The following is a 19103-nucleotide window of genomic DNA, read 5'->3' on the forward strand; positions in this document are numbered from 1 at the left end:
ATCGACCTTCCGGCGAACCAGGAGGCGAGCGCCGGAAAGTGGGGGCAGGGCGGGGGGTCTGTCAACGCGGGGTCGCGACAAGCTCGACGATTGGATAGCGGTCGTCCCCAGTCTCTCTCTTTAGAGAGAGGGCGGCGACGGATTTGGTCGGAAGGCGCACAGCGTCGGAGCCGCGGCCGCCTCGGGCGTCAGGACCAGCTGCTGATAGCGCTGTGTCGTCGCGCCTTGCGGAAGGAAGGTGAGGGTCCGGACCGGCCCGTCGCCATCGCGTACGACCAGTTCGTAGGGCGTGGTCGCGTCGCCGCCGCCGCCCTTGCGGCGCTGGACGATGACCGCGCCGTTGCGCAGCCCGGCCCGGTAGGCGGCGCTGTCCTCGCGCAAGTCGGCGACGGTCATGGTTCCCTTGTCGTCGACCTTGGGCTCGAAGCCGCGATCGAAGACAGGCGTGGTCACGTCCGTCACCGTGGCGCAGGGCAGGAAGGCGTCGGTCGGCAGGCGGATCGGGCGGCCCTGGTCGATGTGGGCCTCGATGTCGGCCCTGACCTCCAGGCCCTGGCTCTTGGCGGCTTCCAGGAGGGCTTTGGCGATGGTGAGGTCGGGCTGGCGCTCGTGCAGGGCCATCTGGGCATCGAGCACGGCGTCCAGGCTGGCGCCCGCCGCCCGCAGCCGTTGGTCCCAGATCGCCGCCAGGAGGGCGCCGCGTTGATAGGCCAGCTGGTCGGCGTTGGGATCGGTCCAGAACTTGGCGGCGGCTTCCTCGCCTGGCATGGCGATGGCTGGCGAGGTTCCATAGGCCCGCAGGGTCTCGTTCCAGGCTGCGACGAAGGCCTGGGGCGTGATCTGGCCTTCCCGCGCCATCAGCCGGTGGGCGTAGAAGTCGGTGAAGCCCTCGCTGTACCAGTAGCCGGGCGGACCGACGGGCTTGCCCAGGCGACTGGGGTTCCAGGTGTGGAAGATCTCGTGCGCCAGCAGTACGCGCACCTCGTCCAGCGACAGGTTGGGCGTCACGGCCATGGCGAAGGCCTGGTGCTTGCCCGTGCCCGAGAAGGTGCTGCCGTTCTCGGTCTTCAGGCTCTGGGCCGTCACCAGGTAGGGCGTCTGCTGCGCATCGCCGAAGAAGCCGCGCTCGGCGCGCAGGATGGTCTCCAGCGACCTGGCGAGGTCGGCGTCGGCGAAGGCGAAGTTTCCCCGCACCGCCAGGCGTAGCGGCCCGGCGCGGACGATCCGCAGGTCGCGCCCGCCGATCAGCACCGCAGCGCGGGGATCAGTCAGCGCGCCGCCTTCCAGGTTGGAGGCCAGGTGGAAGTCCTTGGGCCAGGCGTCGTCCCAGGCGACGCTGACGGGGACGTCGTCGCGCCCCTCCACCGCGACCATGGCGCTGGGACCATCGACGTAGAACCAGGACGACGCGATCCACGGCTCCGCCGGATAGCTGTCCGATTGGCTGGGCTCGCGGTTCAGCACGCCGCTCAGCGTGTAGCGCAGAATCAGCCTGCGGCCGGGCCGGGAGCGAACCAGGCGGTGGGCCGGCCCGTCCTCGACCATGGAGTCGGCGCCCTCGACCGTCAGGTTCGACAGGTTGCGCCACGCGCCCTTGCGGCCCATCGCCTGGTCCGGCAGCTCCAGGCGGGTCACGCCGTCGGCGTCGGCCTTGAACCGGACGGTGATCTCCAGCGCGGCCAGGTCGGGCCCCGAAAGGCGCGGAGCGATCGTGTAGGTAATGACCGGGGCGGCCTTCGGCGAGGCCTGCGCCGCCGCGGCCATCATCAGCGCGGCCAGCACGCCCGAAATCAGCAGTCTCACGCGGTTACGCCCCCTCAGACGCCGGCCACCATGCCCCCGGGCAGCAGTTCGACCCGGTCGGCCAGCGCCAGCTCGACCAGGGCGGCCATCACCGCCGAAGTCGGCGCTTTGACGGCGCGCACCAGCTCGTCGCGGGAGACCGGCGTGGGCGACAGCAGCGCCGCCACGTGCTCGCGCAGGGCGTCGTGGTCGATATCGTCGGCGGCCTCGTCCGGGTCCCAGGCCCGGTCGCGCTCGCGCATCGACGGCGAGGCGGACAGCGAGCGCAGCACGTCCTCGACGCCCTCGCACAGGATCGCGCCCTGGCGGATCAGGTCGTTGGGGCCCTTGGCGCGCGGGTCCAGCGGCGAGCCGGGCACCGCGAAGACGTCGCGGCCCTGCTCGGCGGCGAGGCGCGCGGTGATCAGCGAGCCCGACTTGAGCTCGGCCTCGACCACGACGACGCCCAGCGACAGGCCCGAGATGATGCGGTTGCGGCGAGGGAAGTCCTTGGCCTGGGCGCGGCGCAGCGGGGCGCTTTCGGAAACGACGCAGCCCTGCTCGGCGATGCGGGCGTGCAAGGATGCGTGCTCGGGCGGATAGATGTCGGCGATGCCCCCGCCCAGAACGGCGATCGTGCCGGTCGACAGCGAGCCCTCGTGCGCCGCGCCGTCGACCCCGCGCGCCAGGCCCGAGACCACCACGTGGCCGTGCTGACCCAGTTCGGCGGCCAGCTGCCGGGCGAAACGCTGGCCCGCGGCCGAGGCGATGCGTGCGCCGACGATGGCGACGCTGGGCTGCGGCAAGAGTTCGTAGTGACCCAGCGCCCAGATCACCGGCGGCGGCGGATCCAGGGTGGCCAGGCGATGGGGAAAGTCAGGCTCGCAGGCGCAGATCAGGCGGGCGCCCAGTTTGGCGCCGTCGTCCAGCTCGCGCAGGATCTCGTCCGTCGGCGGCGGTCGCAGCGGGGCCGCGCGGCCCGCGCGGCGGGCCAGGTCGGGCAGGGCGATCAGCGCCCGCTCGGGCGAGCCGAAGCGCCGAAGAAGGTGTTCGAAGGCGACGGGGCCGACCGTCTCGGTGCGCGCCAGGCGAAGCCAGGCCAAGCGCTCCTGATCCGAAAGGCCCCGGGTCATCAGGCTTCAGGAGGCGGCGCTTCCGCCGTCTTCTTATTGCCGATCTTCGGCTCCTCGCCCTTGAGCAGGCGGGCGATGTTGTCCTTGTGGCGGATGTAGATCAGCACGGCCATGAACAGGCACAGGCCCAGGATAGGGTAGGGGCGGTCGGTGGCCAGGGCGAACGGGGCGGCCAGGGCGGCGGCGGTCAGGGCGGCCAGCGAGCTGATGCGGAAGAGGGCGGCCATGGCCAGCCAGGTGGCGGCGGCCAGCAGGCCCACGGGCCAGGCGGCGGCCAGCAGCACGCCGTAGAAGGTGGCCACGCCCTTGCCGCCGTTGAACTTCAGCCAGACGGGGAAGATGTGGCCGGCGAAGGCCGCGCCGCCGGCCAGCGCCACGACCAGCGGGTTGCCGTGGCTGAGCAGGTGGGCCAGGCCCACGGCGACCGCGCCCTTGCCGCCGTCGCCCAGCAGGGTGATGGCCGCCAGGTCCTTGCGGCCCGAACGCAGCACGTTGGTCGCGCCGATGTTGCCCGAACCGATCTTGCGGATGTCGCCGGCCCCGCCCAGGCGCGTGGCGATCAGGCCGAACGGGATCGAGCCCAGCAGGTAGCCCCCGATCACGGCGATCGCGAGGGTCAGATAGGCGACGGGGGCGAGGCTTTCCAAGAAATGCTACCTTTGCGCGAGCGAAACATGGCCAAGCTTGGCTGGAGAGGCAAGCCTGTTTTCGCTTCTTATAGCCGCTTCGCGCGCCGGTTCATGCTTCCGTTTGGGAAGTTCGGCTTGGGCGTCAGGGCGGGCCTGTTCTATTGAGCGGGTCATGAAGGATCCGCGCTACGACCGTCTGATTCCCATTCTTGTCGCCGCGGTGCTCGGCGTCGGCGGGGCCTTGGCCCTGGCCCACTTCGTCGGCAAGCCGGGGGCGGCTGACAAGCCCGCACCGGCGTCGCCCGCCAAGCCTTCGCCGCCCAAGCCGGTCGTGAGCGCGCCAGAGCCGGCCGCGGCCACGCGCTTCCTGCTGTCGATCCAGGGGATCGCTCTTGGCCCGGACGACTATGTCGACGCCTTCGGGCTGAAGCTTTCGGGCGCCAAGGTCACGAAGGTCTGCAAGACGCCGGCCGGCTGGTCGCTGAGCGCCGCGCGCGGCGGCGCGGGCCTCGACGGCCAGGCTTCGGTCGGCGCGGCCTTCCTCGATCGCGACCACATCGGCGACCTGCGCGGCCTAGCCCTGGTCGAGATCGCCGGTGGCGACGCCTCCACCGTCGGCGTGTCCGGCACGGCCCAGGTCGGCGTCTATGGCGACATGGGGCAGGCGCGCCAGATCAAGCTCAGCCCGGCTAGCGTCGCCCTGGTTCCGGCCGAGAGTTGCTCGTAGGGCTCAGCCCTCGGCGCGGTGCACGATCCGGCCGTCGACGATCGTCATCAGCACCTGGCCTTGCAGCCTGCGACCGTCGAACGGCGAGTTCTTCGACTTGGAGAGCAGCTTGGCGGCGTCGACGATGATCGGGGCGTCCAGGTCACACAAAACGAGGTCGGCCGGCGCGCCGGGCGCGATGCGGCCGGTCTGCAGGCCAAGCAAGCTGGCCGGGGCCAGGGTCACCGCCCGGATCAGGTCGATCAGGGCCAGGCGCTCGTCGTGATAGAGGCCCAGCAGCGCCGGCAGCAGGGTCTCCAGGCCGACCGCGCCGGGCGCGGCCTGGTCGAACGGCAGGCGCTTGTCCTCGGCCGGGGCCGGAGCGTGGGCCGAGACGACGATGTCGATCAGCCCGTCCGCCAGCGCCTCGATCAGCGCCTGGCGATCGTCCTCGCCGCGCAGGGGCGGGGTCAGCTTGGCGAAGCTGCGGTAGTCGCCGATGTCCAGTTCGTTGAAGCACAGGTGGTTGATCGACACGCTGGCGTGGATGCGCAAGCCCTTCTTCTTGGCGCGGGCCAGGGTCTCCAACGCCTGGGCGCTGGTCAGCTGGTCGACCAGCAGGCGCCCGCCGGTGGCTTCCAGGAGGGCCACGTCGCGCTCCAGCATGATCCGCTCGGCCATCGGCGAGATCGAGGGCAGTCCCATGCGGGCGGCGAATTCGCCGCCGGTGGCGGCTCCGCCCTTGGCCAGCCACGGGTCGAGCGGCCGGTGGGCCAGGATGGTGTCGAAGCCCCTGGCGTAGGAGAGCAGGCGCTGGAACACCTTGCTGTCGGCGATCGGCTTGTCGGCGTCGGTGACGTAGACGCAGCCGGCCTCGCGCATCAGGCCGATCTCGGCCATCTCCTCGCCGCGCAGGCCCTTGGTCGCCGCCCCGGCGCAGAGGATGCGGGCGGTGTCGATGTCGCGGGCCCGGCGCAGCAGGAAGTCGACCGTGCTGGGATCGTCGACGGCCGGATCGGTGTCGGGCTGGACGACGAAGCTGGTCACGCCGCCGGCTGCCGCGGCGCGCGCGGCGCTGGCCAGGGTTTCCTTGGTTTCCGCGCCCGGCTCGCCGGTCTTGACACGCAGGTCGATCAGGCCCGGGGCCAGCATGGCGCCGCCGCAGTCGACGACGCGCACGCCCTTGCTGAGCTTGCCGAACTCGCGGCCCTTGGCCACGTCGGCGATGACGCCTTCGGAGACGATGACGCCGCCGGGGCCGTCATAGCCGCTCTCGGGATCGACCAGGCGAGCGTTGACGAAGGCGAGCGGCTGCGGCGCGGTCATCGGCCTTCCTCCTCGAGACGGTGGGCGAGGGCGGCGAGCACGGCCATGCGGGCGGCGACGCCCATCTCGACCTGGTCCTGGATCAGGCTGACGGCGGGATCGTCGGCGACGTCGCTGTCGATCTCGACGCCGCGGTTCATCGGGCCGGGGTGCATGACCTTTGCCCCTGGCGCGGCGCGCGACAGCTTCTCGCGGTCGAGACCGTAGAAGCGGAAGTATTCGCGGGTCGAGGGCACGAAGCCGCCCTGCATCCGCTCCAGCTGCAGGCGCAGCATCATCACCACGTCCGCGCCGGCCAGGCCCGACTTCATGTCGTGGTGGACGGTCACGCCCCAGCGCTCGGCCTGGGCCGGCATCAGGGTGGGCGGGCCCACCAGGCGCACGCTGGCGCCCAGGATCTGGAGGAGGGCGACGTTCGAGCGGGCCACGCGGCTGTGCAGCACGTCGCCGCAGATCGCCACGGTCAGGCCCGAGACGCGGCCGAAAGCCCGCCGGATGGACAGGGCGTCGAGCAGCGCCTGGGTCGGGTGCTCGTGCTGGCCGTCGCCGGCGTTGACGACGCTGCCGCTGACCTTCTGGCTGAGTAGGGACGCCGCGCCCGACGAGGCGTGGCGCACGACCAAGAGGTCGGGCCGCATGGCGTTCAGCGTCACGGCCGTGTCGATCAGGGTCTCGCCCTTGGCCACCGACGAGGTCTTGGGGTTCATGTTGACGACATCGGCGCCCAGCCGCTTGCCGGCCAGCTCGAACGAGCTTTGGGTGCGGGTGCTGTTCTCGAAGAACAGGTTCATCAGAGTCCGTCCCTTGAGCAGGTCGAGGGACTTGGACGTCTGCCGGTTCAACGCCACGAAGGCGTCGGCCAGGTCCAGGAGGTCGGCCGCCTGGGGAGCGTTGAGATCGCCCGCCGAAAGGAAGTGCCGCTTGGGGAACGAGAAGAGGCGCTTGCGGATCGTCTCGATCGCCGCGCTCGGGTCATGGGCTGAAGCCGTCATGAGCCCGCGTCATAGGCGGCTTTGGGCGGGAAGGGAAGAAGGCGCTGGATTTGCACCTCAAGATTGAGTCGCGCTAATTTCAACCTCTCCCATAGGGAGAGGGAGGGGCCCGCCGCGAAGCGGTGGGAGGGGGAGGGGCTTCACCATGAACCGAACGGCAATGGCCAGGCGCCTGCGCCGCGACCAGACCGACGCCGAGCGCACGCTCTGGTCCGTCTTGCGTGGTCGCCGCCTGGACGGCTTCAAGTTTCGTCGACAGGTCCCGATCGACCGCTACGTCGCCGATTTCGTCTGCATCGAGGCCAGGCTGGTCGTCGAGCTCGACGGCGGCCAGCATGCTGATGACGCTGGCCGCGCCTACGACGCGGCTCGAACCGAAGTGCTCGAGGCCTGCGGATATATCGTTCTGCGGTTCTGGAACGACGCCGTGCGCTATGAGTTGGACGGCGTGGGTGATGAGATACTGTCCGTGCTCAGGGCGGCGAGGCCTTAGGCCCTCACCCTCCCACCGCTTTCAGCGGTGGGCCCCTCCCTCTCCCTCGGGAGAGGTTGGAGAAAAGGCGGGCTCGGAGGGAGCTACGGCTCCCCCCGGATCCCCCGCATCCGCTCCAGCGCGCCCTGCAGGATCCAGCCGGCGGCCATCTTGTCGACGACCTCGCCGCGGCGCTTGCGGTTGACGTCGTGCTCGTCGATCAGCACGCGGGTCACGGCCGCCGTCGACAGGCGCTCGTCCCAGAAGGTGATGGTCAGGTCCGGGCGCAGGCGCAGCAGGTTGCGGGCGAGCGCCCGGTTGCTCTGGCAGCGCACGCCCTCGGTGCCGTCCATGTTGACGGGCAGGCCGATGACGATCCCGGCGACCTTGCGGTAGTCGATGATGTCGAACAGGGCCGCCGCGTCCTGGGTGAACTTGGTCTTGTGGATCACGGTCAGCGGGCTGGCGACGGTGAGGGTCACGTCGGACACGGCCACGCCGATGGTCTTTTCGCCGGGGTCCAGGCCGATGACTGGCTTGTAGTCGGGAATGGCGGCGGAGAATTCTTCGATGTCGAGAACGGGCATGGGCGGCTTCTAGCGCTTCGCGGGCCTTCAGGCGAGGAAAAGCCCCGTGCGCGAGCCGTCGGGCTTGTCAAAGACAAGGCTAGGCGGGTAACCCACCCCTTCGAATTGTCAGCGCGCGCTGATTACTCATCTGACTGGAGAAGGCCCCATGGCCATCGACGCCGCGACCGTCCGCAAGGTCGCCCGGCTCGCCCGCATCGCCGAACCCGAAGAGCGCATCGAAGCTCTGACGCAAGAGCTCAACGGGATCATGACGTGGATCGAGCAGCTGGCCGAGGTCGACACCGACGGCGCCGAGCCGCTGACCAGCGTTGTGGCCACCGGCCTGCCGCTGCGCGACGACGTCGTCACCATGGGCGGCGAGCCGGAAGTCGTGACCGGCAACGCCCCCAAGTCCGTCTCCAACTTCTTCGTCGTGCCCAAGGTGGTCGAATAATGAGCGCCCTTACCAAGCTCACCCTGAAGGGCGCCGTCGACGGCCTGGCCGCCAAGGACTTCACCTCGGTCGAGCTGACCCGCGCCCACATCGACGCCATTGAAGGCGCGCGCGGCCTCAACGCCTACATCCTGGAAACCCCGGATCAGGCGCTGGAAATGGCCGCCGCTTCGGACGCCCGCCGCGCCAAGGGCGAGGCCGGTCCGCTGGACGGCGCGCCGCTGGGCGTGAAGGACCTCTTCTGCACCAAGGGCGTGCGCACCACGGCCTGCTCGAAGATCCTCGAGAACTTCGTCCCGGCCTATGAGTCGACGGTGACGTCGAACCTGTGGCGCGACGGCGCGGTGATGCTGGGCAAGCTGAACCTCGACCAGTTCGCCATGGGCTCGTCGAATGAGACCAGCTACTTCGGCCCGGTCACCAACCCTTGGCGCGCCAAGGGCAGCAACAAGGCCCTGACTCCGGGCGGCAGCTCGGGCGGCAGCGCCGCGGCCGTCGCCGCCGACCTGTGCCTGGGCGCCACCGCCACCGACACCGGCGGCTCGATCCGCCAGCCGGCCGCCTTCACCGGCACCGTCGGCATCAAGCCGACCTACGGCCGCTGCTCGCGCTGGGGCGTCGTCGCCTTCGCCAGCTCCCTGGACCAGGCCGGCCCGATCGCCAAGACCGTCGAGGACGCGGCCCTGCTGCTGAACTCGATGTCGGGCCACGACGAGAAGGACTCCACCAGCCTCGACATCGCCGTTCCGGACTTCACCCAGTTCGTCGGCAAGTCGGTCAAGGGCCTGCGCATCGGCGTGCCGAAGGAATACCGCGTAGACGGCATGCCGGCCGAGATCCAGAAGCTGTGGGACGACGGCGTCGCCTGGCTGAAGGAAGCCGGCTGCGAGATCGTCGAGATCAGCCTGCCGCACACCAAGTACGCCCTGCCGGCCTACTATATCGTCGCGCCGGCCGAGGCCTCGTCGAACCTCGCCCGCTATGACGGCATGCGCTACGGCCTGCGCGAAGAGGGCGCCAACCTCGCCGAGATCTACGAGAACACCCGCGCCGCGGGTTTCGGCGACGAGGTCAAGCGCCGCATCCTGATCGGCACCTACGTGCTGTCGGCCGGCTATTACGACGCCTACTACCTGAAGGCGCTCAAGGTTCGCCGCCGCATCGCCGAGGACTTCGACAACGCCTGGACCAAGGTCGACGCCATCCTCACCCCGACCGCGCCGTCCGCGGCGTTCGGCCTGGGCGAGAACTCGAGCGACCCGATCGCCATGTACCTGAACGACGTCTTCACTGTTACGACCAACCTGGCGGGCCTGCCGGGCCTGTCCCTGCCGGCCGGCCTCGACGCCAACGGCCTGCCGCTGGGTCTGCAGATCATCGGCAAGCCGCTGGACGAAGGCACGGTGTTCTCGGTGGCCGGCGCCATCGAGAAGGCCGCCGGCTTCACGGCCAAGGCCGACAAGTGGTGGTGAGCTAGCGAAAGCTAGAGCCCAAGAAAAAGGGCGGCTCCAGCGATGGAGCCGCCCTTCGTCGTTTCAGTCCGTTACTGCGGCGTAGTCGGCGTCACCGGCACGACCGGGACCGGCGCTTGCGGGGCCGGAGCCGGGGTAGGCGCGGGCACGGCCAGCGGAGCCGGTTCGGCGACGATCGCCGCCGGGGCGGCGGGCGCCGGCGCCGGCGTCGGGGCCGGAACCGTGGCGCTGACGTTGCTTGAGGCCTCCTCGGCCGACGGCGCGCTTTCGACCGGCGCCGGGCGAGCCGCGCGACGGGCGGCCGGGCGCGGCTCGGCGCGGGCCACTTCTACGCGAGCCGCGGGAGCGGGAGCGGGCGTCGCGGCGGCCGGTTCAGGCATCGGAGCCGGGGTCGGCGCCGGCGCCGGCGTGGGAACCGCCTCGGCTTGGGCGACCTTCAGGCCTTCGTCCGGCGAGGCCGGGGCCTGGGCCTGATTGCTCATGACGCCCCAGGCCAAGGCGCCGACGGCGACCACCGCGACGGGCGCGCCGATCAGCAGTGGCAGGTTGCTGGAAGACTTCTTCTTGCGCGTCGAGGTGCGCGCATAGACGGGAGCTTGCGGAAACAGGGCCGAACCGTCGCCAGCATTGGCAATAGCGGGTTCAGGACCATCGAGGTTCAAGGCAGGCATTTGGGTCCTCCTCAGCTTATCCTTGTCGGGATAAGTAACGGGAGGTTTCGAACAGGGTTCCTCATGACCCGGAATGGCGCCGTTTCTGCCGGATTCAGGTCGCAATTCTTGTGACGCTTAAGAGATCCTTCCCCTCTGGGGGAGGCGGCCCAAAGGGCTGGAGGGGGCGTTTTCAGCTTTCGAGGCTTCGGAAAGTCCTCCCCCCACCGATCGCTACGCGATCGCCTCCCCACAGGGGAGGTTCCTTTCGCGGCTCAATACCCCAGCGCGACCCCGTCCTTGCGCATCTCGGTCGCGGCCGCATACCGCCCCGGCCAGCGCTCGATGGCCTGGTAGCCGCCGTAGCCGCCCGCGTCGGTCTTGAGGCTCCAGCCGATGGCCTCCAGCGCCTTGCGGGTTGCGGCCGGAACGCCGCTTTCCAGGTCGAGCGCGGCGATGTCCTCGGCGGCGATCCCGGTCGGTTCGGGCGAGCCGCCGTGGTGCCAGCGCGGGGCGTCGCCGGCTTCCTGCACGCCCAGGCCGAAGTCGACCATGTTGCTGATGATCTGGGTCTGGCCCTGGGGCTGCATGTCGCCGCCCATGACCCCGAAGCTCAGCCAGGGCTCGCCCTTGCGGGTGGCGAAGCCCGGGATGATCGTCTGGAACGGCCGCTTGCCGGGCGCGTAGACGTTGGGATGGCCGTCGGTCAGGGCGAACAGCTCGCCGCGGTCCTGGAACATGAAGCCCAGGCCGTCGGGCATCAGGCCCGAGCCCATGCCGCGATAGTTCGACTGGATGATCGAGACCATCATCCCGTCCTTGTCGGCGGTGGTGAAATAGGTGGTGTCGCCCTTGCTGGGCGCCGTGCCCGGGTAGCTGGGCGTCCAGATCTTGTCGGGGCGGATCAGCCTGGCGCGCTCCTTGGCGTATTCCTTGGAGATCAGCCACTCGATCGGCGACTTGTAGAAGTCCTGGTCGGCGTAGAAGCGGGCGCGGTCCTCATAGGCCAGGCGCTTGGCCTCGACGGCGTGGTGGATGGCCTGGGCCGACTGGAAGCCCATGCCCGCCACGTCGAACTGCTCGAGGATATTCAGCATCTGCAGGGTGGCCAGCCCTTGGGTGTTGTCGCCCAGGGCATGGACGTCGACGCCGCGATAGCCGGTCGTGTGCACCGTGGTCCACACCGAACGGTGGGCGGCCAGATCCGCCTTGGTCATCCAGCCGCCGATGCGCTTGAAGTAGGCCTCGATCGTCGTGGCGATCTCGCCCTCGTAGAACGCCCGGCCGCCGCCTTGCGCGATCAGGCGATAGGTGCGGGCCAGCGCCGGGTTCTTGAAGATCTCGCCTTCGATGGGGGTCTTGCCGTCGGGCGCCCAGACCTTCTTGAAGTTCTCGACCTCCCCGATGTTGGAAGCGGGGTTGGTGAAGCGGCGGTGGCTGCCGGCCAGGTAGAAGGCGACGTTCTGGGTGATCGGGTGGCCTTCTTCGGCGGTGGCGATCGCCGGCTCGAACAGTTCGGCCCACTTGAGCTTCCCGTAGCGCTCGTGCAGGGCCCGCCAGGCGTCGACGGCGCCGGGCACGCTGACGCTGACCGCGCCGTAGGAGGGGATCTTGCCGTCCTTGGCGCGGCCGCGAACGGTCTCCAGCGAAAGGCCCTTGGGCGAGCGGCCCGAGCCGTTCAGGCCCACCACCTTGCGGGTCTTCGGATCCCAAAGCAGCACGTAGCAGTCGCCGCCTATGCCGCAGGCGATCGGCTCGCACAGGCCCAGCATGGCGTTGGCGGCCACGGCCGCGTCGGCCGCCGAGCCGCCCTTCTTCAGCACCGCGATCGCCGCCTGGGTGGCCAGCGGATGGGCGGTGGCGGCCGCGCCGTGGATCCCCCAGGCCGCCGAGCGCGAGGCGAAGGTGGCGCCGTCCACCCGGTCGCCGCCGTGCACGTCGGGGCGCTTACGGTTCGGGTTGGGGCCGGTGATGATCTGCGACTGCGCCAGGGCTTGCCCTGCGAAGGCGACGGCGGGCAGGGCGGCGAAGAAGGTGCGGCGGCGCATGTCGAGGTCCCCACGAAAACGGCGAGTCCGTTTCTAGGGGCGGCCGGCGAGGGAGGCTAGGCCGTGCGCGAAAAGTGGGGGTGACAGCAGGAACCTCCCCTTTGGGGGAGGCGGCCGTAGGCCGGTGGGGGACGTTTTCAGCTTTCGAGGCGTCGGAAAGTCCTCCCCCCCACCGATCGCTTCGCGATCGCCTCCCCCACAGGGGGAGGTCCCTTCCAGGCTACCCCAGCGCCAGGTCGTCCAGTTCCTTACCCAGCACCAGGGCCAGGGCCTCGACCACCAGCACGTGGTCCTGGCGTTGCGGCAGGCCCGATACGGTGACCGCGCCGATGCAGCCGAGCCCCTTCACCAGCAGCGGGAAGCCGCCGCCGTGGGCGGCGTAGTCCCGCGTCGGCAGGCCGTGCTTGGCCTCCAGCGTCTCGCCCTTGGCCGCGAGGGCAAGGCCAATGCCATATGAGCTCTTGGAGAAATGCAGCACCGTATTGCGCTTGCGGCGGATCCAGTCGGCGTTCTCGCCGGTCGAGCCGGGCAGGGCGGCGTGAAACAACGGCCGGTCGCGCAGCGAGATGTCGATGGCCAGCGGCGCCTTGCGGGCCAGGGCCGCGTCGCGCAGGCCGGCGCCCAGGGCCCAGGCGGCGTCCAGGTCGAAACGCGGAAAAACCAGGCCGGCCTCCTGGGCGGCGATGCGGTCCAGGTCGTCCTTGTGGCTCATCGGGCGGCCTCGACCGGCAGTTCGCGGCGTTCGGCGGTCGAGCGGGCGGCCAGGTCCAGCAGCTCCATGACCTGCAAGGCCTCACGGGCCGGGACGGGATTGGCCGCGCCGGTCAGGATCGCGTCGCGGATTCCCGCGTAATAGGCCGCGTAGTCGCCGCGACGGCCCTCGACGACTTCGCTGGCCAGGGCGTCGCCGTCGGCGCGGGTCAGGGTCCCTGGGCGCGGGTCCAGGCCGAAGCCTTCATCGGCCGGGGTGAGGCCGCGCTTGAGCGCGTCTTCCTGGGCGTCGAGGCCCTGCTTGACGAAGCTGCCCTTCGTGCCGTGCACGGCCAGGCGCAGGTCGGCCGCCGCGGTCAGCAGGCTGCCGTGCAGGATGACCCGCAGGGCCGGATAGCGCAGCGTGACGTGGAAATAGTCGTCGGCTCCAGCGCCCTGGCGCTGCACGCCGATGTCGGCATTGACCGCCAGCGGCTGGCCAAAGAGCTGCAACGCCTGGTCCAGCAGGTGCGGGCCAAGGTCGAACCAGGCGCCGGCGCCCGGACCGGCCCGCTCGCGCCAGCGGTCGCGGACCACCGGGCGGAAGCGGTCGAAGTGGCTTTCGTACTGCGTCACCTCGCCCAGCGCGCCATCGGCGATCAGGCCCTTCAGCGTCAGAAAGTCGGCGTCCCAACGACGGTTGTGGAACACCGACAGCAGGCGGTCGTGGGTCTCGGCCGAGGCGATCAGGGCCCGGGCCTCGTCCAGGGTGACGGTGAACGGCTTGTCGATCACCACGTGCTTGCCGGCGGCCAGGGCAGCCTGGCCCTGCGGGGCGTGCAGGTCGTTGGGCGTGGCGACGACCACCAGGTCGATCGCCGGATCGGCCAGGGCCTCGTCGAGGCTGGCGACGACCTTGGCCTCGGGATGATCGGCGGCGACCTTGACCGGGTCGCTGGACACCACGGTGTGCAGGACGAGGCCAGGCGTGGTGGAGATCAGCGGCGCATGGAAGGTCTTGCCGACATAGCCGTAGCCGACGAGGGCGACGTTAAGCGGAGCGGTCGTGGTGGGAGACAACGTTGTCATTCATCTAATCTAGGCCGTGATCGCGGCGAGGTCACGGCGCCGGCAAGGGAAATGCACAACGAAAAAGCCCCCGGCGCGGCTGCGTCCGGGGGCTCGCTTTCAGCGGAGGGGTGAAGATCAGATCTTCACCGGCTCCATCTTGGGGCTCAGCAGGTGCACCACCAGCAGGGCGACCAGATAGGCCGTGCCGGCGACCACGAAGATCGGGGTGTAGGTGCCGATGTCCTCCAGCACCTTGCCGATGTACTTGGAGAACACCATGCCGCCCAGGGCGCCCAGCATGCCGCCGATGCCGACCACCGAGCCGACGGCGGCGCGCGGGAAGACGTCGGAGGGCAGGGTGTAGAGGTTGGCCGAGAAGCCCTGGTGGGCCGCGGTCGCGACGCCGATGATCAGCACGGCCAGCCAGACGTTGCTGGCGAACGAGGCGAACATCACCGGCACGGCCAGCAGGGCGCAGACCAGCATGGTCGTCTTGCGGGCGGCGTTGATGCTCCAGCCGCGCTTCATCAGGTTCGACGACAGCCAGCCGCCGCCGACGCTGCCGACGTCGCTCAGCAGGTAGATGGCGATCAGCGGCGGGCCGAAGGTCTTGAGGTCCAGGCCGTAGCGCTTGCCCAGGAAGTCCGGCAGCCAGAACAGGAACATCCACCAGATCGGGTCGATCAGGAACTTGCCCAGCGAGTAGGCCCAGGTCTCGCGCTTGGTCAGCAGCTTGGCCCAGCCGATCTTCTCGACGGGGTCGGCCGGATCCTGCTCGATGTGGGCCAGTTCGGCCGCGCCCAGCTTCTTGTGCTCGCGCGGGCGGCGGTAGACCAGCAGCCAGATCGGCAGCCAGATCAGGCCGGCGACGCCGGTGACGATGAAGGCCATCTGCCAGCCGAAGGCCAGGGTGATGCCCGGAACGACCAGCGGGGTGACGATGGCGCCGATGTTGGTGCCGGCGTTGAAGATGCCGGTGGCGAAGGCGCGTTCCTTCTTGGGGAACCACTCGGCCACGGCCTTGATGCCGCCCGGGAAACCGCCGGCCTCGCCGACGCCCAGGCCCATGCGGGCGAAGATGAAGCCCGACAGGCCGCGCGCGCCGGCGTGGGCGATGTGTGCGATCTGCCAGATGGCGAAGGCGATGCCGAAGCCCCAGCGGGCCCCGATCTTGTCCATGATCTTGCCCCACGCCAGGTAGGCGATGGCGTAGGAAAGCTGGAAGTAGAAGACGAGGTCGGCATAGTCGCCCTCGCTCCAGCCGAACTCCTTGGAGAGGTTCGGCTTGAGCAGGCCGATGGTCTGCCGGTCCACATAGTTGATGACCATCGCCGCGAACAGCAGGCTGACGATCACCCAGCGATAGCGCCCGATCTTTTCAGACGGCGCGGGGGCCGCGGATACGTCCATGGACTTCGTCTTCCTTACCCTAGTCTTTGTTCTGGTTTGTTGTTTTGAGGGCGGCCCGCCGTCAGGCGGGCACCGCCCTGCAGCGGACCTCGCCCAGCGGGCCGAAGCTTATGGTCGACTCGTCGCCGGCGGCCACATCGTGGATGCCGGTGCTGGCGCCGGTGGTGACGATCATGCCCTTCTTCAGCGGGCGGCCGCGCGAGGCGACGTGGCCCAGCAGGAAGGCCAGGGCCGCCAGCGGCGAGCCCGGGATCGAGGTCGCGCCGCCCTTGCCGACGCTGACGCCGTTGACGAAGGTCTCGGCCGGCATGGCTTCCCAGCCGATCTCGCGCCAGTTCTCGATAACCGGACCCAGGATCTGGCCGTCGTTGTTGCCGAAGTCGGAGACGACGATGGGCGGGCCCAGTTCGTTGATGGTCTTCAGCGGGCTGCCGGCGATCTCGACGCCCAGGATCAGCTCGCCCACGTAGTCGGCGGCTTCTTCCGCGGTCCACTCGGTCTTGCCCTCGGGCGCGTCCTTGGACAGGCGGATGATGAACTCGGCCTCGACGGCGGTGAAGCCGCCGGCGATGGCGCGGAACGGAGTCGGCTCGGCGCCGGCGTCCCAGACGTTCTTCTTGAAGATGCAGCCGGCCAGGCGGTCGACGCCCAGGCGCTCGCGGTGCTGCGGGGGAACCAGGCCGACCTTCCAGCCGACCAGTTCGTCGGGCCACAGGTCGATGGCGATGTCCTGCACCGCATAGCCGTCGGCCATCGACTGGGGCAGGGCGCCGCCGGGATAGCCGGGAACCGAAACGCCCTTCTGGCGGGCTTCAACGAATTGGGGGGCGATCGACGCCGGTGCGAATAGGTCGCTTTGCGCCTCAGAAACGGTCACGCCGCGTAGCCTCCCTCGAATTACTCATGGCTGGCCCGTTCGTCGGACCTGCGCTGTCTCTAATGGAAACCGGTGTCATTGACAATTGGTCCACTGAAACACGTCCCGGCGCGGAGGGGAACCGTTCATGCGCTCGGAGACTCTTGTTTTCAGAGAGGGATCGGGAAAATGGCGCAGTCGCAACTGACCGAATACCGCCGCAAGCGGGACTTCAAGAAGACCGCCGAACCGAGCGGCGAGCGCGCCGTAGCGGCCGCGCCGCACCTGCGATTCGTCATCCAGAAGCACGACGCCACCCGCCTTCACTACGACTTCCGGCTTGAGGTCGACGGGGTCCTCAAGTCCTGGGCGGTGACCAAGGGGCCGTCGCTGGATCCAGCCGACAAGCGTCTGTCGGTCGAGGTCGAGGACCATCCGCTCGACTACGGCGACTTCGAGGGCACGATACCCAAGGGGCAGTACGGCGGCGGCACGGTGCAGCTCTGGGACCGCGGCTTCTGGGCGCCCGAGCCGGGCTTCGAGGATGTTGGCAAGGCCTTGAAAAAGGGCGAGCTGAAGTTCGTGCTGGAGGGCGAGCGCCTGCACGGCGGCTGGGTGTTGGTGCGCATGAAGCACGACCGCAACGCCAAGGACGGAAAGAGCAAGCGCGCCAACTGGCTGCTGATCAAGCACCAGGACGAGGCCGCCAAGCCGGGAAAGGGCGACGCAGTCCTGGAGGAAGACCGCTCGATCGCCTCGAACCGCAGCATGGCGGATATCGCGGCCGGAAAGGGCAGGGCGCCCAAGCCCTTCATCCTCAGGTCCAAAGGCAAGGCCGACGCGATCTGGAAATCCCGCACGAGGGCCGAGCGTGAGGCGCTGTCCAAGGAGGCCGAGGAGACGCGCAGCTTCGCGCCGGCCAAGAAGGCCGGAGCGAGCAAGGCCGACGCCATGCCGCGCTTCGTCGAGCCTCAGCTGTGCAAGTCGGTCGACCGTCCACCGGCGGGAGAAGGCTGGGCGCACGAGATCAAGTTCGACGGCTATCGCCTGCAACTGCGCGTCGAGGACGGCCGCGCTAGCTTGCGAACCCGCAAGGGCCTGGACTGGACCGACAGGTTCGCCGGGATCGCCGAGGCGGCCGCCGGCCTGCCCGACGCGATCATCGACGGCGAGGCGGTGGTGCTGGACGAGGCCGGCCAGCCCGACTTCGCGGCCTTGCAGGCGGCCTTGGCCGAGGGCGGGGAGGGCGAGATCATCTTCTTCGCCTTCGACCTGCTGTTCGAAGGTGGCGAGGATTTGCGCGGCCTGCCGCTGCGCGAACGCAAGGCGCGGCTGAAGGCTATGCTGGGCGAGGACGAGCCGCGCCTGCGCTATGTCGACCACTTCGAGACGGCCGGTGACGCGGTGCTGCTGTCGGCCTGCAAGCTGGAGCTGGAGGGGATCATCTCCAAGTGTCTCGACGCGTCCTATCGCTCGGGCCGCAGCGAGACCTGGACCAAGGCCAAGTGCAGGGCCGGCCACGAGGTGGTGATTGGCGGCTGGACGACGACGGGGACCGCTTTCCGCTCGTTGATCGCCGGGGTCATGCGCGACGGCGAACTCGTGCACGTCGGCCGCATCGGCACGGGCTTTGGCAAGGACAAGGTCGCAAAGCTGCTGCCGAAGCTGAAGGCGCTGGAGACCGACCACTCGCCGTTCCGAGGCAAGGGCGCGCCGCGCGACGCCGCCAACATCCATTGGGTGAAGCCGCAGTTGGTCGCCGAGATCGAGTATGCCGGCTTCACCGGTGAGGGCGCGATCCGCCAGGCCGCCTTCAAGGGCCTGCGCGAGGATAAGCCCGCTTCGGAGGTCGAGGCCGACCCCGTGCCGGCGGGCAAGGCGGAACTGGCCGAGCCGACGCCGAAGGCGACCGCCAAGTCGGATAGCGTCGTGCTGGGCGTGGCGATCTCGAAACCCGACAAGCCGTTGTGGCCCGACGCCGGCGACGGCGAGCCGGTGACCAAGCTCGACCTGGCCCGCTACTACGAGGCGGTGGGAGAATGGATGCTGCCGCACATCAAGGGACGTCCGGCCTCGGTGATCCGCGTGCCCGACGGCGTCGGCGGCGAGACCTTCTTCCAGCGCCACGCCATGCGCGGGATGTCGTCGCTGATCGAGACCGTGACGGTCAAAGGCGATCGCCAGCCCTACATCAAGTTCGACCGGGTTGAGGCCCTGGTCGCCGCCGCCCAGATCGCCGCCGTCGAGATCCATCCCTGGAACTGCCAGCCGAACGATCCGGAGATCGCCGGCCGACTGGTCTTTGACCTCGATCCGGCGCCCGAACTGACTTTCGATGATGTCATCGTCGCTGCTCGCGAGATGCGTGACCGGCTGGAGGAGCTGGGTCTCGTCTCGTTCTGCAAGACCACTGGCGGCAAGGGGTTGCACGTGGTCACGCCGCTATCCGACAAGGTTCCGTGGGACCAGGCCAAGGCCTTTGCGCGCGAGCTCTGCGCCCGCATGGCCGCCGACGAGCCCGACCTCTACCTGATCACCATGAGCAAGAAGGCCAGGGCGGGCCGCATCTTCCTCGACTACCTGCGCAACGACCGCACGAGCACGGCGGTAGCCCCGCTGTCGGCGCGGGCGCGTCCGGGGGCGACGGTGTCGATGCCGCTGAACTGGACGCAAGTGAAGGCGGGCCTGGATCCGACGCGGTTCACGATCCGCACCGCGCCCGACCTGATCGGCAAGAGCACGGCCTGGGCCGACTACGCGGAGGCGGCAAGGCCCCTGAAGGCGGCGATCAAGCGGCTGGGGTAAAGGGTTGCCCCGCGCCCCCGCATCGTGACACCACCATC

The 19103-nt window shown here is 69.5% G+C and carries 17 protein-coding genes; 5 read left to right on the top strand and 12 right to left on the bottom strand.

The window, feature by feature from the left end; genetic code table 11:
- Positions 1 to 120: 120 nt before the first annotated feature.
- From SGCZBJ_RS19815 to plsY, 3 genes are read right to left on the bottom strand one after another with little or no spacing between them, the layout of a single operon-like run.
- Entirely contained in the window at positions 121 to 1803 is a 1683-nt protein-coding gene (locus SGCZBJ_RS19815; RefSeq protein WP_101719663.1) for a M61 family metallopeptidase, read from the bottom strand.
- Positions 1804 to 1817: 14 nt separating this feature from the next.
- Positions 1818 to 2915 (bottom strand): DNA-processing protein DprA, encoded by a 1098-nt coding sequence (gene dprA / locus SGCZBJ_RS19820; RefSeq protein WP_101719664.1) that lies wholly within the window; start codon positions 2913 to 2915, stop codon positions 1818 to 1820.
- Positions 2915 to 3562 (bottom strand): glycerol-3-phosphate 1-O-acyltransferase PlsY, encoded by a 648-nt coding sequence (plsY, locus tag SGCZBJ_RS19825; protein ID WP_101719665.1) that lies wholly within the window; start codon positions 3560 to 3562, stop codon positions 2915 to 2917. The genes dprA and plsY overlap by 1 nt, the downstream gene beginning before the upstream one ends.
- Before the next feature lie 154 nt (positions 3563 to 3716).
- Between plsY and SGCZBJ_RS19830 the strand changes: the two genes are divergently transcribed.
- On the top strand, positions 3717 to 4271 hold the full coding sequence (locus tag SGCZBJ_RS19830; protein WP_101719666.1) for a hypothetical protein: 555 nt from the start codon (positions 3717 to 3719) through the stop codon (positions 4269 to 4271).
- Between the two features lie 3 nt (positions 4272 to 4274).
- On the opposite strand, the gene pyrC is transcribed toward SGCZBJ_RS19830, so the two are convergent.
- Positions 4275 to 5576: a dihydroorotase gene (gene pyrC, locus SGCZBJ_RS19835; protein WP_101719667.1), complete on the bottom strand. Its 1302-nt coding sequence runs from the start codon at positions 5574 to 5576 to the stop codon at positions 4275 to 4277.
- Positions 5573 to 6568, bottom strand: a complete 996-nt coding sequence (locus SGCZBJ_RS19840; RefSeq protein WP_101715586.1) for an aspartate carbamoyltransferase catalytic subunit — start codon at positions 6566 to 6568, stop codon at positions 5573 to 5575. The genes pyrC and SGCZBJ_RS19840 overlap by 4 nt, the downstream gene beginning before the upstream one ends.
- Before the next feature lie 145 nt (positions 6569 to 6713).
- On the opposite strand from SGCZBJ_RS19840, the gene SGCZBJ_RS19845 reads away from it, so the two are divergent.
- Positions 6714 to 7061, top strand: a complete 348-nt coding sequence (locus SGCZBJ_RS19845) for an endonuclease domain-containing protein (protein WP_101719668.1) — start codon at positions 6714 to 6716, stop codon at positions 7059 to 7061.
- A gap of 83 nt (positions 7062 to 7144) precedes the next feature.
- Here the strand turns inward: SGCZBJ_RS19845 and ruvX are convergent, their stop codons facing one another.
- On the bottom strand, positions 7145 to 7627 hold the full coding sequence (ruvX, locus tag SGCZBJ_RS19850; protein ID WP_101719669.1) for a Holliday junction resolvase RuvX: 483 nt from the start codon (positions 7625 to 7627) through the stop codon (positions 7145 to 7147).
- Positions 7628 to 7775: 148 nt separating this feature from the next.
- Here ruvX and gatC point away from each other — a divergent pair, with 148 nt between their 5' ends.
- Both gatC and gatA read left to right on the top strand, forming a co-directional pair.
- Positions 7776 to 8063, top strand: a complete 288-nt coding sequence (gene gatC / locus SGCZBJ_RS19855) for an Asp-tRNA(Asn)/Glu-tRNA(Gln) amidotransferase subunit GatC (RefSeq protein WP_101719670.1) — start codon at positions 7776 to 7778, stop codon at positions 8061 to 8063.
- Positions 8063 to 9535, top strand: a complete 1473-nt coding sequence (gatA, locus tag SGCZBJ_RS19860; RefSeq protein WP_101719671.1) for an Asp-tRNA(Asn)/Glu-tRNA(Gln) amidotransferase subunit GatA — start codon at positions 8063 to 8065, stop codon at positions 9533 to 9535. Before gatC ends, gatA begins: the two co-directional genes overlap by 1 nt.
- 71 nt (positions 9536 to 9606) lie before the next feature.
- Here gatA and SGCZBJ_RS19865 read toward each other — a convergent pair whose 3' ends face one another.
- The 6 genes from SGCZBJ_RS19865 to SGCZBJ_RS19890 all read right to left on the bottom strand — a co-directional run bounded on the left by SGCZBJ_RS19865 (position 9607) and on the right by SGCZBJ_RS19890 (position 16281).
- Positions 9607 to 10206, bottom strand: a complete 600-nt coding sequence (locus SGCZBJ_RS19865) for a hypothetical protein (RefSeq protein ID WP_101719672.1) — start codon at positions 10204 to 10206, stop codon at positions 9607 to 9609.
- 254 nt (positions 10207 to 10460) lie between these two features.
- Positions 10461 to 12233 (bottom strand): gamma-glutamyltransferase family protein, encoded by a 1773-nt coding sequence (locus SGCZBJ_RS19870; RefSeq protein ID WP_101719673.1) that lies wholly within the window; start codon positions 12231 to 12233, stop codon positions 10461 to 10463.
- Between the two features lie 220 nt (positions 12234 to 12453).
- Positions 12454 to 12945 (bottom strand): heme-degrading domain-containing protein, encoded by a 492-nt coding sequence (locus SGCZBJ_RS19875; RefSeq protein ID WP_101719674.1) that lies wholly within the window; start codon positions 12943 to 12945, stop codon positions 12454 to 12456.
- Complete coding sequence (locus SGCZBJ_RS19880; protein WP_101719675.1) at positions 12942 to 14012, bottom strand: oxidoreductase; 1071 nt, start codon at positions 14010 to 14012, stop codon at positions 12942 to 12944. The genes SGCZBJ_RS19875 and SGCZBJ_RS19880 overlap by 4 nt, the downstream gene beginning before the upstream one ends.
- A gap of 117 nt (positions 14013 to 14129) precedes the next feature.
- A complete protein-coding gene (locus SGCZBJ_RS19885; RefSeq protein WP_101719676.1) occupies positions 14130 to 15404 on the bottom strand; it encodes an MFS transporter in 1275 nt (424 codons plus the stop codon).
- 61 nt (positions 15405 to 15465) lie between these two features.
- Entirely contained in the window at positions 15466 to 16281 is an 816-nt protein-coding gene (locus SGCZBJ_RS19890) for a 2-keto-4-pentenoate hydratase (protein ID WP_101719677.1), read from the bottom strand.
- A 168-nt stretch (positions 16282 to 16449) separates the two neighbouring features.
- On the opposite strand from SGCZBJ_RS19890, the gene ligD reads away from it, so the two are divergent.
- Positions 16450 to 19065 carry a DNA ligase D gene (gene ligD / locus SGCZBJ_RS19895; protein WP_101719678.1) on the top strand — a complete coding sequence of 872 codons (2616 nt, stop codon included), beginning with the start codon at positions 16450 to 16452 and terminating at the stop codon, positions 19063 to 19065.
- Positions 19066 to 19103: the final 38 nt, after the last annotated feature.

This window comes from Caulobacter zeae (assembly GCF_002858925.1).
In the GTDB taxonomy this organism is placed as follows: Bacteria; Pseudomonadota; Alphaproteobacteria; order Caulobacterales; family Caulobacteraceae; genus Caulobacter; species Caulobacter zeae.